The sequence below is a fragment of the Bacillus sp. 2175 genome, assembly GCF_057812155.1.
The window spans coordinates 3,823,887-3,839,136 of record NZ_CM173819.1 but is presented as its reverse complement, the minus strand read 5'-3'; the positions used below and the strand labels follow the sequence as shown (position 1 = coordinate 3,839,136).

16 protein-coding genes are annotated in these 15,250 nt (G+C 35.2%); 11 read left to right on the top strand and 5 right to left on the bottom strand.

Annotated elements, in window-relative coordinates; all coding sequences use genetic code 11:
- Positions 1-86 precede the first annotated feature (86 nt).
- The 3 genes from nagA to phnF are packed head-to-tail and all read left to right on the top strand — an operon-like array spanning position 87 to position 2,683.
- Positions 87-1,229, top strand: coding sequence for an N-acetylglucosamine-6-phosphate deacetylase (nagA, locus tag ACXKY9_RS19750; RefSeq protein ID WP_001987227.1), 1,143 nt, complete (start codon positions 87-89; stop codon positions 1,227-1,229).
- Between the two features lie 4 nt (positions 1,230-1,233).
- The gene (nagB, locus tag ACXKY9_RS19745; RefSeq protein ID WP_001024212.1) at positions 1,234-2,022 is read left to right on the top strand and encodes a glucosamine-6-phosphate deaminase; all 789 of its coding nucleotides are present in this window, start codon (positions 1,234-1,236) and stop codon (positions 2,020-2,022) included.
- Complete coding sequence (gene phnF / locus ACXKY9_RS19740; RefSeq protein ID WP_021727649.1) at positions 1,952-2,683, top strand: phosphonate metabolism transcriptional regulator PhnF; 732 nt, start codon at positions 1,952-1,954, stop codon at positions 2,681-2,683. Before nagB ends, phnF begins: the two co-directional genes overlap by 71 nt.
- Before the next feature lie 73 nt (positions 2,684-2,756).
- Here the strand turns inward: phnF and ACXKY9_RS19735 are convergent, their stop codons facing one another.
- On the bottom strand, positions 2,757-3,563 hold the full coding sequence (locus ACXKY9_RS19735) for a Cof-type HAD-IIB family hydrolase (protein ID WP_000594244.1): 807 nt from the start codon (positions 3,561-3,563) through the stop codon (positions 2,757-2,759).
- Between the two features lie 165 nt (positions 3,564-3,728).
- On the opposite strand from ACXKY9_RS19735, the gene glcT reads away from it, so the two are divergent.
- The 4 genes from glcT to ptsP all read left to right on the top strand — a co-directional run bounded on the left by glcT (position 3,729) and on the right by ptsP (position 9,091).
- Entirely contained in the window at positions 3,729-4,577 is an 849-nt protein-coding gene (gene glcT / locus ACXKY9_RS19730) for a glucose PTS transporter transcription antiterminator GlcT (RefSeq protein ID WP_000073855.1), read from the top strand.
- A 339-nt stretch (positions 4,578-4,916) separates the two neighbouring features.
- Entirely contained in the window at positions 4,917-6,980 is a 2,064-nt protein-coding gene (gene ptsG, locus ACXKY9_RS19725; RefSeq protein ID WP_000473172.1) for a PTS glucose transporter subunit IIABC, read from the top strand.
- Between the two features lie 135 nt (positions 6,981-7,115).
- On the top strand, positions 7,116-7,379 hold the full coding sequence (ptsH, locus tag ACXKY9_RS19720) for a phosphocarrier protein HPr (protein ID WP_000411080.1): 264 nt from the start codon (positions 7,116-7,118) through the stop codon (positions 7,377-7,379).
- Complete coding sequence (gene ptsP, locus ACXKY9_RS19715; protein WP_000174206.1) at positions 7,379-9,091, top strand: phosphoenolpyruvate--protein phosphotransferase; 1,713 nt, start codon at positions 7,379-7,381, stop codon at positions 9,089-9,091. The genes ptsH and ptsP overlap by 1 nt, the downstream gene beginning before the upstream one ends.
- A 97-nt stretch (positions 9,092-9,188) precedes the next feature.
- On the opposite strand, the gene ACXKY9_RS19710 is transcribed toward ptsP, so the two are convergent.
- The 3 genes from ACXKY9_RS19710 to ACXKY9_RS19700 all read right to left on the bottom strand — a co-directional run bounded on the left by ACXKY9_RS19710 (position 9,189) and on the right by ACXKY9_RS19700 (position 10,823).
- Positions 9,189-9,557 carry a DUF3915 domain-containing protein gene (locus ACXKY9_RS19710; protein ID WP_000468035.1) on the bottom strand — a complete coding sequence of 123 codons (369 nt, stop codon included), beginning with the start codon at positions 9,555-9,557 and terminating at the stop codon, positions 9,189-9,191.
- Positions 9,558-9,752: 195 nt separating this feature from the next.
- Complete coding sequence (locus ACXKY9_RS19705) at positions 9,753-9,971, bottom strand: hypothetical protein (protein WP_000100485.1); 219 nt, start codon at positions 9,969-9,971, stop codon at positions 9,753-9,755.
- 234 nt (positions 9,972-10,205) lie between these two features.
- Complete coding sequence (locus ACXKY9_RS19700) at positions 10,206-10,823, bottom strand: nitroreductase family protein (RefSeq protein ID WP_000180372.1); 618 nt, start codon at positions 10,821-10,823, stop codon at positions 10,206-10,208.
- Positions 10,824-11,150: 327 nt separating this feature from the next.
- Here ACXKY9_RS19700 and ACXKY9_RS19695 point away from each other — a divergent pair, with 327 nt between their 5' ends.
- From ACXKY9_RS19695 to ACXKY9_RS19680, 4 genes are all read left to right on the top strand, one after another.
- Positions 11,151-12,443, top strand: a complete 1,293-nt coding sequence (locus ACXKY9_RS19695; protein ID WP_001023189.1) for a GGDEF domain-containing protein — start codon at positions 11,151-11,153, stop codon at positions 12,441-12,443.
- Positions 12,444-12,534: 91 nt separating this feature from the next.
- Complete coding sequence (locus tag ACXKY9_RS19690; RefSeq protein WP_000592899.1) at positions 12,535-13,671, top strand: serine hydrolase; 1,137 nt, start codon at positions 12,535-12,537, stop codon at positions 13,669-13,671.
- A 4-nt stretch (positions 13,672-13,675) separates the two neighbouring features.
- A complete protein-coding gene (locus ACXKY9_RS19685; protein ID WP_000400432.1) occupies positions 13,676-14,554 on the top strand; it encodes an NAD(P)-dependent oxidoreductase in 879 nt (292 codons plus the stop codon).
- 5 nt (positions 14,555-14,559) lie between these two features.
- Positions 14,560-14,892: a DUF3909 family protein gene (locus tag ACXKY9_RS19680; protein WP_000365624.1), complete on the top strand. Its 333-nt coding sequence runs from the start codon at positions 14,560-14,562 to the stop codon at positions 14,890-14,892.
- Positions 14,893-14,943: 51 nt separating this feature from the next.
- Here the strand turns inward: ACXKY9_RS19680 and ACXKY9_RS19675 are convergent, their stop codons facing one another.
- On the bottom strand, positions 14,944-15,219 hold the full coding sequence (locus ACXKY9_RS19675; RefSeq protein ID WP_000054659.1) for a hypothetical protein: 276 nt from the start codon (positions 15,217-15,219) through the stop codon (positions 14,944-14,946).
- Between the last annotated feature and the right edge of the window lie 31 nt (positions 15,220-15,250).

Sequence of the window (15,250 nt, the reverse complement as noted above, 5' to 3'; positions counted from 1 at the left end):
CAACTACTCGTGTGTATATTAAGATGGAACTAGGCGAATAAGGTAATAATAACAAGTAGGTAATTCATGGGAAAGGATCGATGAAAATGAAAACGCAAATTGTCATCAATGCCAAAATTTACACAGGTCAAGAAATAGTGGAAAACGGATTTATTCGTTACGCAGAAACCATTAAAGAAATTGGTTTGATGGCTCAATATGTACCACAAGAAAATGAAACTGTTTTTGATGCTACAGGGAAGATTGTAATTCCAGGTATGATCGATGTTCATATTCATGGTGGATACGATATTGATGCGATGGATGCAAATAGCGATGGGTTAGTAACTCTAGGTAAAGAAATGTTAAAAGAAGGGGTTACAACTTACTTCCCAACAACAATGACACAAGCTCCAGAGGCAATTGAAGCAGCGTTAACTGCTGCAAAAGAAGCAAAAGAAAAAGGAGCGCATTTTGAATATATTCACTTAGAAGGACCTTATGTTTCAAAGAAACGTGCAGGTGCACAACCACTTGAACATATCGTTCCTGCAAATATTGAGCAATTTAAACAATGGCAAGAAGCAAGTGGGAATTTAATTAAATTAGTAACATATGCACCAGAAGAAGAGGGAGCATTAGAGTTTGAACAATATCTTGCTGAAACTGGTGTAGTTGGCACAATGGGGCATACAGATGCAATTGATGCGCAACTAAAAAATAGAAAGATTACACATGCGACACATTTATACAATCAAATGCGTGGATTACATCACCGTGAACCAGGAGTTGTTGGTCATGTGTTATTAAATCCAGATGTAATGGTTGAAGTAATTACAGATGGCATTCATATTCACCCTGATATGGTGAAATTAGCATATAAGTTAAAAGGACCAAAAAAAGTAAGTGTTATTACTGACGCAATGCGTGCAAAAGGTCTTGAAGATGGATTATATGAGCTTGGCGGACAGCCAGTACATGTAAAAGATGGTAGTGCTCGATTAGAAGATGGAACGTTAGCTGGTAGTATTTTAAAAATGGATCAAGCTTTCCGAAATGTAATTGAATTTACAGGTTGTTCAATCGAAGATGCAGTACTGATGACATCAGTTAACCAAGCAGAAGAGTTTGGATTAAATAATAAAGGTGCATTAGCGGTAGGAAAAGATGCAGACTTTGTTGTGATGAATGAAGATTTACATGTATATGATACGGTTCGTTTAGGAATTCATATGAAGGAAGGGAAGTAATTAAATGAATATTCTTGTTGTAAAAACTCCAGAAGAACTAGCAGAAGCAGGTTATAAATTAATTGAAGAAGTTGTAAAAACAAAAGAAAATCCAACATTAGGAATGGCTACAGGAAGCTCTCCATTAGGTATTTATGCAGAAATGCGAAAAAATAAACTTGATACAAGCCGTGTAACCACTGTAAACTTAGATGAGTACGTAAATTTACCACATGAAGATAAAAACAGCTATCACTATTTCATGCAAGAACAGTTGTTTGATCATCTTCCATTTAAACAAACTTATGTACCAAACGGGATGGCAAGTGATTTAGAGAAAGAGTGCAAACGTTACGAGGGCATTCTAGCTGCTAACCCAGTTGACCTACAGATTCTTGGAATCGGTGAAAACGGTCACATCGGATTTAATGAGCCAGGAACACCGTTTAATTCTCCAACAAACATTGTTGAATTAACAGAATCTACACGCCAAGCAAACCTTCGCTTCTTCGAGAAAGAAGAAGATGTGCCAACTCATGCGATTACAATGGGAATTGGAAGCATTATGAAAGCGAAACAAATTCTACTAGTTGCTATGGGTTCTAAAAAGGCAGAAGCTGTTAAAGAATTATTGCAAGGTGAATATAGTGAAGAGTGTCCGGCTACAGTTTTACAACGTCATCCGAATGTAACCGTAATCGCTGATCAAGAAGCTCTATCTTTATGCAGTGAGGCGATTGCTGATGAACATCGACAAGTATTCACCATTTCCGATCTATTATCAGATTCAAGAGTGGGTGAAACAGCTAATTGAGGACGGCGAATGGAAGCCGGGAGATAAAATCCCATCTGAGAATGAACTTTGTGATAAGTTCGAAGTGAGTCGAATGACAATCAGACAGGCGATTAATAATTTAGTGGAACAAGGCTATTTATATCGGAAGCGTGGAATTGGAACATTTGTCCAACTTCCGAAAGTGGAACAAAAATTGCAAGGAATGACGGGATTCACAGAAGACATGATTTCTCGTGGGATGAACCCAAGTAGTCAATTACTTAGTTTCCGCCTAGTTCCAGCTACTGCTAAAATAGCAGACCGGTTGAGAATACAGGAGGGGGAATCGGTTTATGAAGTGAGGCGTATTCGCTTAGCTGATGATGAACCGATTGCTTTTGAGACGACATATTTGTCGCCAGCTCTTGTAAAAGATATTAACGAAGAGATATTGCAACAATCTTTATATGAACATTTAGAGAAAAAACTGGGCTTTAAACTTGTTAGCGCTACTCAGTCAATTGAAGCTTCCGTTGCGACGGAAAATGAAGCTGAACATCTGCATATTCCTAAAAAGGCGCCTGTACTTGTAATGCGTCAATGGTCATATTCAGAAGGTGAGGTACCGCTAGAGTACGTGAAATGTATTTATCGTGGAGATCGTTATAAATTTATTACGAATATCGCACGTAACAAATAGTATATTTCAGTTTGTGAAGTACAGTGGAATTGAAAATGGTTAACATGTAAAGAAATAAAAATACGACTCATCCTTATAAGGAATGAGTCGTATTTTTATTATGAGCAATTACGTGGTTAACAGCATCTTTGACGTGATTTACTACATAGTGAGCGTGATTTTTTACTGCATCATCTGCTTGTGACATAGCAAAACTGTGAGGAGTTAAAGAAAACATAGGAATATCATTGTAAGAATCCCCTATACAAGCAATTTCCTCAGGTTTTATTTGAAACTCATTTAATAAAACAGAAATGGCAGAGCCTTTACTAACATTCGGTGGCATTACATCTAAACATTGTTCTGCTGAGATGAAAGTACTAACTTTCCCGTGGAATTTTTCATCAATTTTTTTCTGAAGGAGTTGTAAGCTCTCCTTTGTTCCACCGACAGAAATTTTATTTGGGAAAATCGTATCATCAATCTTCTGTAGTAAGTTTGGTTCTTCAACAGAAGTCATAGTTACTTGTTGTTCAAGTTCTTGAATAAAAGGTGTTTTCTCTTCAATGTAATAATTATGCTCATCACTTACATAACGGAAATAAGGATCTTCATTCGTCATAGCTAACAAATCGGGAAGTATGCTGGAATCAAAAGTTGCAGATAATAGTTGTTTATTTTCATGTGTATATACAAAAACACCATTTACACTAATGCGATGAAAATTTGTATTTACAGCTTTCATTAAGTCTGCAATTTCATTATCAAGTCTTCCGGAAGCGAAGCAAAGAATAACATTTTGTTCGGCAAGGCTGCGTAGTGCCGCAACATCTTGTTCATCAATAAGACCTCCGTGTTGCATCATTGTACCATCGATATCACTTACAAACATTTTAATCATGCTGTTATCTCCTTTCTATGTACAGTTGCTCTTACATTATACGCATCATATATAAACATGTCTAAAAAATGAATTTTTATTAAATGGCAGATGTTTTACATTGACGACAAAGAAGAATATTCTGTAACATAAAAGTAGGCTATTTAAGTACGAGGGTGGTGTTATATGAGTAATTATCTAGAAATTAAAAAAGTTTTAAATAATAATGTCATCATTGCTAGCCATCCGGAACACGAGGAAGTAGTAGTGATTGGCAAAGGAATTGGATTTGGGAAAAAAGCGAAAGATGTATTGGAGCAAGAACAAATCGAAAAAATGTTTGTCTTAAAAAATGAACGTGATCGTGAACAATACAAATTATTAGTGCCGCATATTAGTGAAAAATTAATTGAATTGATGAACGATATTATGCTGTACATTCAAGAAAAAGCGAAATCTCCACTAAATGAACATATTCATATTGCGTTAACGGATCATATTTCATTTGCGATTAAAAGGTTAAAACAAGGACTTACAATTGATAACCCTTTTTTAGTTGAAACAAAAATGCTCTATCCAGAGGAATATGAAATTGCGGAAGGTGTTGTACAACTTTTAAATTCTCGTTTGCAAATTACATTGCCAGAAGGAGAAATTGGTTTTATTGCACTTCACATTTACAGTTCGCTTACAAATTCTGATTTATCTTCAGTTAATCAAAACTCCCGTCTCATTGCACAACTTGTATCTTTAATTGAGACAAACTTACAAATTACATTAGACCAAGAGAGCATTCATTATTTACGCCTTATTCGTCATCTTCAATATGCTATTGAGAGGGTGAAAAAAGGAGAAAAAGTAGAAGAATCGCAAAGTTTTGCTGATTTATTAAAGGCGGAGTATCCAGTTTGCTATAACTTGGCTTGGAAGCTAGTTAAGGTCATGCAAAATGAGTTGCAACTACCTGTATATGAAGCTGAAAGTATTTATTTAACAATGCACTTGCAACGCTTAGTGAAGGCAGAGCATGTGTAAAAAGTCATATATTTTTGTCTAAAATGAAAACGTTAAAAAAAATGATTGAATCGCTTACAATAGTTATGTATAATAACTATTGCAAAGTTATACAAATTTCGACAAACACATTAAGGTGAGTAACGAAAACGTTTGCCTTAATTATAGTGAACTTATACGTAAACCTATTTTTGACACGTGTTACTGATTCGATCAGGCATGAGTGGAGAAAAGTAAGGAATGTAAGCTAGAGAAAGGGATATACTACCCTTTGTATAGCTATCGTTCTATCTTTTTTTCCTCATGTCTTTTTGGCGTTTGTCGGAAGGTATCAATATAGATAAGAGAGGAAGGGTTTCCATGTTTAAGAAGATCTTTGGTGTTCTTCAAAAAGTCGGAAAAGCGTTAATGCTTCCAGTAGCGATTTTACCGGCGGCAGGTATTTTACTTGGATTTGGTAATGCATTTCAAAATCCACAGTTAACAAATATTATTCCTGCTTTAAAAGCAGATTGGTTCGTAATGGTTGCAAAAATTATGGAACAATCTGGTGATATTATTTTCGCTAACCTTGCATTATTATTCGCAGTTGGGGTAGCAATTGGTTTAGCTGGTGGAGACGGAGTAGCTGGTTTAGCAGCATTCGTCGGCTACTTAATTATGAACAAAACGATGAGTGTGTTCTTAGAAGTAGATAAGCTAGTGAAAGTAACAAGTTCTGGAGCAGACCCAGTAAAAATTGGATTTGCAGATCCAGCGTATGCAAACGTATTAGGTATTCCAACGCTACAAACAGGGGTATTTGGTGGTATTATCGTCGGTATAGTAGCGGCATATTGCTATAATAAATACTTCAACATTGAATTACCATCATACTTAGGTTTCTTTGCAGGTAAGCGTTTCGTACCGATCGCAACTGCAACATTCTCTTTAATAGTAGGTATTATCATGTGCTTCGTTTGGCCATACATTCAAGGTGGCTTAAACACGTTCTCACATCAAATGATTGATGCAAATAGAACAATTGCAGCATTTATATTCGGTTTAATTGAACGTTCATTAATTCCATTTGGATTACATCACATTTTCTATTCACCGTTCTGGTTCGAATTCGGTCAGTATACGAATGCAGCTGGCGAATTAATCCGTGGTGACCAAAAAATCTTTATGGCACAGTTAAAAGACGGTGTAGAATTAACAGCAGGTACATTTACAACTGGTAAGTATCCGTTCATGATGTTCGGTCTTCCAGCAGCAGCTTTAGCAATGTACCATGAAGCACGTCCAGAAAATAAAAAATTAGCAGCAGGTATTTTAGGTTCTGCAGCATTAACATCTTTCTTAACAGGTATTACAGAGCCACTTGAATTTTCATTCTTATTCGTAGCGCCAGTATTATTCGGAATTCACGCTGTATTTGCTGGTCTATCATTTATGACAATGCAAATTTTAGGTGTTAAAATTGGTATGACATTCTCTGGTGGTTTAATTGACTTCCTATTATTCGGTGTACTACCAGGCCGTACAGCATGGTGGTGGGTAATTATTGTTGGTCTTGTACTAGCAGTTATTTACTACTTCGGATTCCGCTTTGCAATTCGCAAATGGAATCTAAAAACACCTGGTCGTGAAGTGGCAAATGCAAATGACGGCGCAGGAAAAGCAGAAGCAGGCGAACTTCCTCGTGAAGTATTAGTAGCACTTGGTGGTAAAGAAAACATTGCTTCTTTAGATGCTTGTATTACTCGTTTACGTGTTCAAGTTAACGAACAAAAGAATGTAAACAAAGACCGCTTAAAAGAACTTGGAGCAGCTGGTGTACTTGAAGTTGGAAATAACATTCAAGCAATTTTCGGGCCGAAATCTGACACATTAAAATCACAAATTCATGATATTATGTCAGGTCGTACACCTCATGTTGAAAAAGAAGAACCTGTAAAAGTGGAAGAAACTCCTCAAAAAGTTGATGAAAATGAAACAATTGTATCACCAATCGAAGGAAAAATCTTACCAATTACAGAAGTACCTGACCAAGTATTCTCAGGAAAAATGATGGGAGACGGATTTGCAATTGAGCCAACTGAAGGAACAGTAGTTTCTCCAGTTAACGGTGAGATTGTCAATGTATTCCCTACAAAACATGCGATTGGTATTCAATCTGAAGGCGGAAAAGAAATTTTAATCCACTTCGGTATTGATACTGTAAAATTAAATGGTGAAGGTTTTGAAGCGCTTGTAGCACAAGGCGACAAGGTGAAACAAGGCCAACCATTATTAAAAGTAGATCTTGCATTTGTAAAAGAAAATGCACCATCTATCATTACACCAATTGTCTTTACAAACTTACAACAAGGGCAACAAGTCGAATTGAAAAAAGATGGAAATGTTAAGAAGGGCGAAACCGCTATTATTGACATTCAGTAGGAATTTGACGCAAAATGTTTATAATTATAATAGGCGATGTGGTTGACCGAACATCGCCTATTATATACAATAGATGATGTAGTACTCACATCTATACAACTAAAAAATACTGTAATTTAAAGGAGATAAATTATCATGGAAAAAATCTTTAAAGTAACTAGCGACTCAGGAATTCATGCTCGTCCAGCAACTCTACTTGTAAACACTGCAAGCAAATTCGGTTCTGACATTAACTTAGAGTATAACGGAAAGAACGTTAACTTAAAATCAATCATGGGCGTTATGTCTTTAGGCATTCAACAAAACGCAGAAATTAAAATCACTGCAAATGGTGATGATGCAGCTCAAGCACTAGCAGCTATCGAAGAAACTATGAAAAACGAAGGATTAGGAGAATAATGACTCTTAACATTCAAGGGATCGCTGCATCAAGTGGGATTGCTATTGCAAAGGCTTTCAGACTTGAAAATCCTGAATTTAACATCGAAAAGAAATCAATTACAAACGAAGCTGCAGAAATTGCACGCTTAGACGCTGCGCTTGAAAAAGCAAAAACTGAATTAGAAGCTATTAAGGACCACGCATTTGCTGAGCTAGGTGCTGACAAAGCTGCGATCTTTGAAGCACATTTATTAGTATTAAATGATCCAGAACTAGTAAACCCAGTAAAAGATAAAGTAAATAGCGAAAAAGTAAATGCTGAATTTGCAATGGATGAAGTTGCATCAATGTTTATTTCTATGTTTGAAAACATGGATAACGAATATATGAAAGAACGTGCTGCGGACATTCGTGACGTAACAAAACGCGTTCTTGCACATTTACTAGGAATTAACTTCTCAAATCCTGGTACAATTTCTGAAGAGGTAATCATCATTGCTGAAGATTTAACACCATCTGATACAGCTCAGTTAAACCGTAAGTATGCAAAAGGTTTCACTACTGATATCGGTGGACGTACATCTCACTCTGCAATTATGGCTCGTTCTATGGAAATTCCAGCTGTTGTTGGTACGAAAGTTGTTATGGAGAAAATCCAAAACGGCGATATCGTTATCATTGACGGTTTAGATGGAGAAGTAATTGTAAACCCATCAGAAGAAACTCTTCGTTCGTTTGAAGAAAAGAAAGCGAAATTTGAAGAGCAAAAAGCTGAATGGGCAAAATTAAAAGACCAAGCTACTGTAACAAGTGACGGACATCACGTTGAGCTTGTTGCAAATATCGGAACACCAAATGATGTACAAGGTATTATCGATAATGGCGGAGAAGGCGTTGGCTTATACCGTACAGAATTCTTATACATGGGCCGTGACAATCTTCCAACAGAAGAAGAGCAGTTCGAAGCGTATAAAGCAGTTCTTGAAGGTGTAAAAGAAGGTCAACCAGTCGTTGTTCGTACACTTGACATCGGTGGAGATAAAGAGCTTCCATACTTACATTTACCAAAAGAAATGAATCCATTCTTAGGATACCGTGCAATTCGCTTATGTCTTGATGAACAAGATGTGTTCCGTACACAACTTCGTGCATTACTTCGTGCTAGCGTATACGGTAACTTAAAAATTATGTTCCCAATGATTGCAACTCTTGATGAGTTCCGTCAAGCGAAAGCGATTTTATTAGAAGAGAAAGCGAAACTTGTAGAAGCGGGTACAACTGTTTCTGATTCTATTGAAGTTGGTATGATGGTTGAAATCCCAGCTTCAGCAGTATTAGCAGACCAATTCGCGAAAGAAGTTGACTTCTTCTCTATCGGAACAAATGATTTAATCCAATACACAATGGCTGCAGACCGTATGAACGAACAAGTATCTTACTTATACCAACCATACAACCCATCTATTTTACGTCTTGTAAAAATGGTTATCGATGCTGCTCATAAAGAAGGCAAATGGGCTGGTATGTGTGGTGAGATGGCGGGCGATTCACTTGCTATCCCATTATTATTAGGATTAGGTTTAGATGAGTTCAGTATGAGTGCAACATCTATTCTTCCTGCAAGAACACAGCTAAGCAAGTTGTCAAAAGCAGAAATGGAAACATTAGCAGAAAAAGCATTAAAGATGTCAACTGCTGAAGAAGTTGTTGAACTAGTTAAAAGCATATAATTAATAAAAAAACCTGAGCCGATTTGAAATCGGTCTCAGGTTTTTTCTATGAGAAAAGTAAATCTTATTTGCTTACTATTGAGGATAAGAGACAGAATTAGATAGCGATTGCAACGATATCAGTTGGGCATACGCGTAAAATACCAGTAAAAGTATTTCGATTTTGATTGTTCTTATCGTCTTTATTGTTATCTTTGTTATCTTTGCCATTACGAGCTAAAGCAGAGAAAAGAGCAACACCGTTACAGAAACCTTCAAAAATTACATTGTTGAAAGTACCATTACCTCTAATGCTTAAAAGAGAAAGCTCTGTTCCAACTGAAATGCTAGCAAGTACGTTACATACAGCTGGTTGTTGTGGTCTAACTACTTCTCTCTCTTTCTCACGATGGTCGCGATGGTCACACTCTCTTTCACGATGATGACAGTCTCTAAAGTTATCACAGCATCCAAATGATCCAAACATAATCCTCATCACCCCCTTCACACTTATAATCTATGTAAGTTCGGTAGTTAGTGACTGGACAGAGAGTGGAATTTTTTCTAGGGGATTTTCTCATTTTAAATGACTAGCTGGGTGTTTAGTATGGAATGATGTTTAAAATAGGGGAGATATAACAAAAAATGTAAAAACCACCGAAATAAATGAAATGGGTAGCCTTTACACTTTTTTACTTTTATATAAAACGATGATATATACGGGAAGAGCTAGGAGTAATGGTACAATGGATCGTGCAGTGTGTTTTTCTGATTCTAATTGGAATGCTTCTTCTTTTGGAAATTGTAAAATGGAGATGTTTGCGGCATCACCAATAAAATATAGAAGCAGTACAGTTACTATGTAACATAAAAGTGCGATAAAGCTTCCGTATGAACTCAATGAAAATCCCTCTCTTGTTATCTATTTGTTATCATTGTATCACAATTGTAACAAAAATACACGGGTATATTTCAATGCCTTAACAAAATTCGACACGAAACGTCACGTTTATTTATGATAAGGGAATAGAATATACTTTTCCATAAGTATAAATGTCGAATGATTTGTAGTAATATTACAAAAGTATGACAGGGAATAAAAAAACGAAGGCAATGTAGTTGCCTTCGTTTTTTATTATTTTGCCCACTCGCTCACTTGCTCTACGCTCATGCGAGGTGCAGGGTGGCCTTTTAAAGTTGATTCACCAATTGTAATAAGCATAATTGGAACGTAACGAGATGAAACGTTAAATTCGTCTGTCAGTGCTTGTGGGTTGAAGCCACCAATAGCACAAGTATCCCAACCAGTTGCTTTAGCTGCAAGCATAAGTTGCATTGCTGCTAAAGATGCATTTGAAAAGGCAGCATCTCTTGGGAATTGTTCACGAGCATATGCAGATTCAATATTTTTAGCTAAGCGTTCTTTTGCTTCTTCTTTCATAAATCCTTGTTCTACAATTGGACCATATACTGGCTCAACATTTTTATAAGCTTCTAAATCACCTAAAATAGCGACTACTGCAGAAGCATCAAGAATTTGTTGTTGGTTATAAGCTATTGGGTGTAATCGTTTTTGTACATCTTCACCTTGAAAAACAAGGAATTTCCAGTGTTGTAAGTTCCAAGCGGAAGGTGCTTGTGCTGCGGCTTTTAAAATCTCATGTAATTCTGTAGATGAGATTTCTTTATTTGGGTTAAATGCACGTGTAGATGTGCGTTCATATAGAACATCAAAAAAGTTGTCGTTTGTCATTGTATATCCTCCAAATTGTATATCGAATTATTTTCAAAAAAATAATATACACTACTTACATTTTGTAAGTTATCGAATTTAAGAATATAATATCTTTATTTTAATTGTCAAGTTTTAAAAATTAGCTAGGGCATTCATACAAACGATACAATTCCTACAATCATACACTAAAAAAGGAATTTATAGAGTGAAAAGCGAAGATAACATTCTCAATTAGCTTGTTAATATGTATCTCTCACAAATTAAAGTTTATTGGAGACCAGTCTTTTAAAAAAGTTTGTGAGGAATTCAGTAGAACAAGATATATGAAGTGAGTGAAGACTAGTGATGAACATACTACATTTTTTATTAGAGAATACGGTTTTCCAAAATGTGTTACAAGATCTGCAGTTAAATGTCCTTTATATAGAAAATGGATGTAAGCATCAACAAACGGTAGAAAATATCCATCCAAAATGTATGTTTATAGCAAATAGTTTTGAAGAGGGCGAACTATTATTTCAAAGAACGAAACCACACATTATCATTACGTATGTAACAGATTATTCTCAAATAAAATATATAAAGAATATGTATACTCCGCACAGTACATTCATTGTCATTTGGGATCAACAAATAACAAAAGAATTTACAGATGTACTTGCATTAGGAATACGTAATATTGTAATAGCTCCTGTAACTCCGCAAGCAGTGTTAGAGGAAGTGAATAAGAGTTTGTATCAACTTTCTTTAGTAAGGCAAGTTAGTTTGCAGCAGGAATTGCTTCAAACGATGTTTGATTTTCAAAATGATCTATTATTTATAGTAGAAGATGATGAAATAGTTGATTGTAATACAAATTTTTTAGCTTTTTTCGGATATGAAAATTTGTTTGCCTATCGTGAGCAACATTTGGTATTTGCTGAACATTTTATTAGAGAAAATGGATACTACTCGACGACGCATGATATAACATGGCTAGACGATACTTTATCTAGTGGTAGAAGAATTAAGATGTTAAATTATGAAGGGGCAGTATCTACTTTTCTATTACGTGCGACACCATTGCCAGAAGATTTATCAAGATTTATTGTAAAGTGCACGGAAATTACAGAATTAGATGAAATCTATCAAGAACAAGAAAGACTTGCTATGATAGATTCATTGACAGAGATTTATAATCGTTTAAAGTTTCAACAAATACTAGAGGTAGAATGGGAAAAGGTAATACGTAGTGATGAGAAAATAGCAATCATTTTATTTGATATAGATAATTTTAAAACAGTTAATGACACATATGGTCATGATTTTGGCGATTTAGCATTAATACAACTTGCAGAGCTTATGAAATCTAAAGTGGAGCAGCAACATGTATTTGCAAGATGGGGAGGAGAAGAATTCATTATATTAGTGACAAATACAGTAGAAAAGGAAGCATTTCAAGTTGCGGAGTCATTACGATTCTTTATTGAAACAAAGCAATTTACTGGAATTTCGAAGTTAACAGCTAGCTTTGGAGTTGCGTTATATGAACAAGGAACTACAAGAGAAGAATTAATGCAACGAGCGGACATTGCATTATATGAAGCGAAAAAAAATGGAAAGAATCAAGTATGTGTGTATAGAAAAGAAAAAATGTAATTTTTCGCAACAAATTGTTGCGATTTTTTTTTATTGTTTGATAATAGAATAGGGGGGATAATTTTTAGCGAAGGAATTATGGAGGATCAATATGATAAAAAAAGTAATGGTGATGGCTTCACTGTCTGCTATAGTTGGCGGCGGAGTATACTATTTTCTTGTTAGCCCCAATATAAAGGAAAACACTGTATTAACAACTAAAGTGAATCCTACTATTGAATCGGAAGTACAAGGGAATATAGAAGAAAAAGAAGAGCAACAAATTGATTATGCTAGCATATCTCAAAAATTAGATCAATATTTAGTCGGAAAGCAATTTAATGGAACAGTTTTGGTAACAGATAAAGAGCATGTTATATTGAATAAAGGATATGGGTATGCTGATGTTCAAAATAAAATAGAAAATACGCCTCAAACAAAATATCGTATCGGTTCTATTACGAAAACAGTTGTTGCCACATCTATTTTACAGTTGCAAGAACAAGGTAAATTGAATATTCAAGATAATGTAAATAAATATATTCCTTCATTTCCGGAGAATAAAAATATTACGCTATATCATTTATTAACGCATACCTCTGGTTTACCTGAACATGCGAAAGGAAATGTGAATGCTGCTTCCCGTTTACAGTTAATTAATTGGATTGGACGTCAAAATTTAGAATTTCCTGCAGGAACAGGTTGGAGATATACAGATTATAATTATATGGTTCTTGCTTATATAATAGAACATATCTCCAAAAAACCTTTAGGAGATTACATAAAAGAAAACATATTTATAAAAGCAGATATGCATGAATCCGGTATGGGAAATATGGTACCTGGAGATAAAAATTTTGCAAAGGGTTATGTGAAAAAAGATAAAGAGCTTGTACCAGCGCAGAAGTTAGGCATGGATTGGCTATATGGTTGTGGTGAGATGTATACGACAGTTGGAGATATGAAGAAATTAGACGAAGCAATTATAAATGGAAAACTTCTTTCTGAACAAAGTATACAAGCAATGTTTTCACCTTCAGCAGAACGGAAATATGCATTTAGTTTTTATATATATCCAGATTATTTTCATAATCATGGTGTATTATCTGGTTGGAACACTTTCAATAATTTTAATAAAGAAAAAGGAACTTTTGTTATGTTATTTTCAAATGTGAAAAATAGTATGGATGATGACTTTAATAAAGAGTTCCGAAAGATGGTAAATGATTTATTAGAACAAAGGGGATGAGAAAATGGAACATAAAACTTTATCAATAGGTTTCATTGGTATTGGCGTAATGGGAAAAAGTATGGTTTATCACTTAATGCAAGATGGTCATAAAGTATATGTATATAATAGAACGAAAGCAAAAACAGATTCTTTAGTGCAAGATGGTGCAAATTGGTGTAATACGCCAAAAGAGTTAGTGAAGCAAGTTGATATTGTAATGACAATGGTTGGATATCCACATGATGTAGAAGAAGTGTATTTTGGTATAGAAGGAATTATAGAACATGCAAAAGAAGGTACGATAGCAATTGACTTTACGACATCTACACCTACTTTAGCAAAACGGATTAATGAAGTTGCAAAAAGCAAAAATATATATACTTTAGATGCACCTGTCTCAGGAGGAGATGTTGGCGCGAAAGAAGCAAAACTCGCAATTATGGTAGGTGGAGAGAAAGAAATATATGATAGATGCTTACCTTTACTTGAAAAGTTAGGAACAAACATTCAATTACAAGGACCAGCTGGGAGTGGACAACATACAAAAATGTGCAATCAAATTGCCATTGCTTCCAATATGATTGGAGTATGTGAAGCTGTTGCTTACGCGAAGAAGGCTGGACTGAATCCAGATAAAGTGTTAGAGAGTATTTCAACAGGGGCAGCAGGTAGCTGGTCATTAAGTAATTTAGCTCCTCGAATGTTAAAAGGAGACTTTGAGCCAGGATTTTATGTAAAGCATTTTATGAAAGATATGAAAATTGCTTTAGAGGAAGCAGAAAAATTACAATTAACAGTCCCAGGCTTAAGTTTGGCGAAAGAATTGTATGAAGAGTTAATTAAGGATGGCGAAGAAAATAGTGGAACACAAGTATTATATAAAAAATATATAAGGGGGTAAACGAGGTGGACCTTCAAAAGTTTGATGAGATGATTGATACTGTACAGCGAGCTACTTGTATGCAAATTAATGAAAGACAAAAAGAAGCTTTTAAACAAAAATATGATTTTGAACCAGAATTTGAATATGGAAGAGATGAGAAGGGGCATTATGTAATTCGAACCTCAAAAAAGATGTTAGAAGAAATGGAGTTTTATTTAGCATTGAAATATGATCGTGATGGAGTGGATCTTTATATGCAAGCTGAGATTGACGGCATATTTTATGTATCTATTAGCTATGGTGAAGATGCCCTACATCTACAAGAATTGTTTCAATTTCTAGAAGAAAATAAATAAAAGTCCTCAAATGAGGACTTTTATTTATTTAGTCATCTTTAATTTTTATAATTATAAGTTAGAAGCCCGGCGGCATCGTTCAACCGGGAACGGGATAATTTGTGCGATGTGATTAGGGCCAAATTGTTTTGTACGAGCATGGCGTATTATATAAAAAGCACACAGAATTGAAACAGGAATAGCGCCGAATAAACCAAATAATAAAGCGCTTACACAAGATGCGACAAATCCTAAAACACCAATTTCTAACTCTTCCATAATAGCTCCTAAAATAACAGGAAATGCTCCACATGTAACTCCAAGTATAAGTGCGATAAGTAAGCTCATGATTATCCCCCTCTGTTTGCGATATTATTTT

Bases quoted from the DNA above. Each gene is read 5' to 3' on its own strand.
- ACXKY9_RS19675 (WP_000054659.1), bottom strand. From the start codon at position 15,219: ATGAGCTTACTTATCGCACTTATACTTGGAGTTACATGTGGAGCATTT.
- ACXKY9_RS19690 (WP_000592899.1), top strand. From the start codon at position 12,535: ATGATAAAAAAAGTAATGGTGATGGCTTCACTGTCTGCTATAGTTGGC.
- ACXKY9_RS19735 (WP_000594244.1), bottom strand. From the start codon at position 3,563: ATGATTAAAATGTTTGTAAGTGATATCGATGGTACAATGATGCAACAC.
- ACXKY9_RS19685 (WP_000400432.1), top strand. From the start codon at position 13,676: ATGGAACATAAAACTTTATCAATAGGTTTCATTGGTATTGGCGTAATG.
- ptsG (WP_000473172.1), top strand. From the start codon at position 4,917: ATGTTTAAGAAGATCTTTGGTGTTCTTCAAAAAGTCGGAAAAGCGTTA.
- ACXKY9_RS19700 (WP_000180372.1), bottom strand. From the start codon at position 10,823: ATGACAAACGACAACTTTTTTGATGTTCTATATGAACGCACATCTACA.
- nagA (WP_001987227.1), top strand. From the start codon at position 87: ATGAAAACGCAAATTGTCATCAATGCCAAAATTTACACAGGTCAAGAA.
- glcT (WP_000073855.1), top strand. From the start codon at position 3,729: ATGAGTAATTATCTAGAAATTAAAAAAGTTTTAAATAATAATGTCATC.
- ACXKY9_RS19710 (WP_000468035.1), bottom strand. From the start codon at position 9,557: ATGTTTGGATCATTTGGATGCTGTGATAACTTTAGAGACTGTCATCAT.
- ptsP (WP_000174206.1), top strand. From the start codon at position 7,379: ATGACTCTTAACATTCAAGGGATCGCTGCATCAAGTGGGATTGCTATT.
- nagB (WP_001024212.1), top strand. From the start codon at position 1,234: ATGAATATTCTTGTTGTAAAAACTCCAGAAGAACTAGCAGAAGCAGGT.
- ACXKY9_RS19695 (WP_001023189.1), top strand. From the start codon at position 11,151: ATGAACATACTACATTTTTTATTAGAGAATACGGTTTTCCAAAATGTG.
- phnF (WP_021727649.1), top strand. From the start codon at position 1,952: ATGAACATCGACAAGTATTCACCATTTCCGATCTATTATCAGATTCAA.
- ptsH (WP_000411080.1), top strand. From the start codon at position 7,116: ATGGAAAAAATCTTTAAAGTAACTAGCGACTCAGGAATTCATGCTCGT.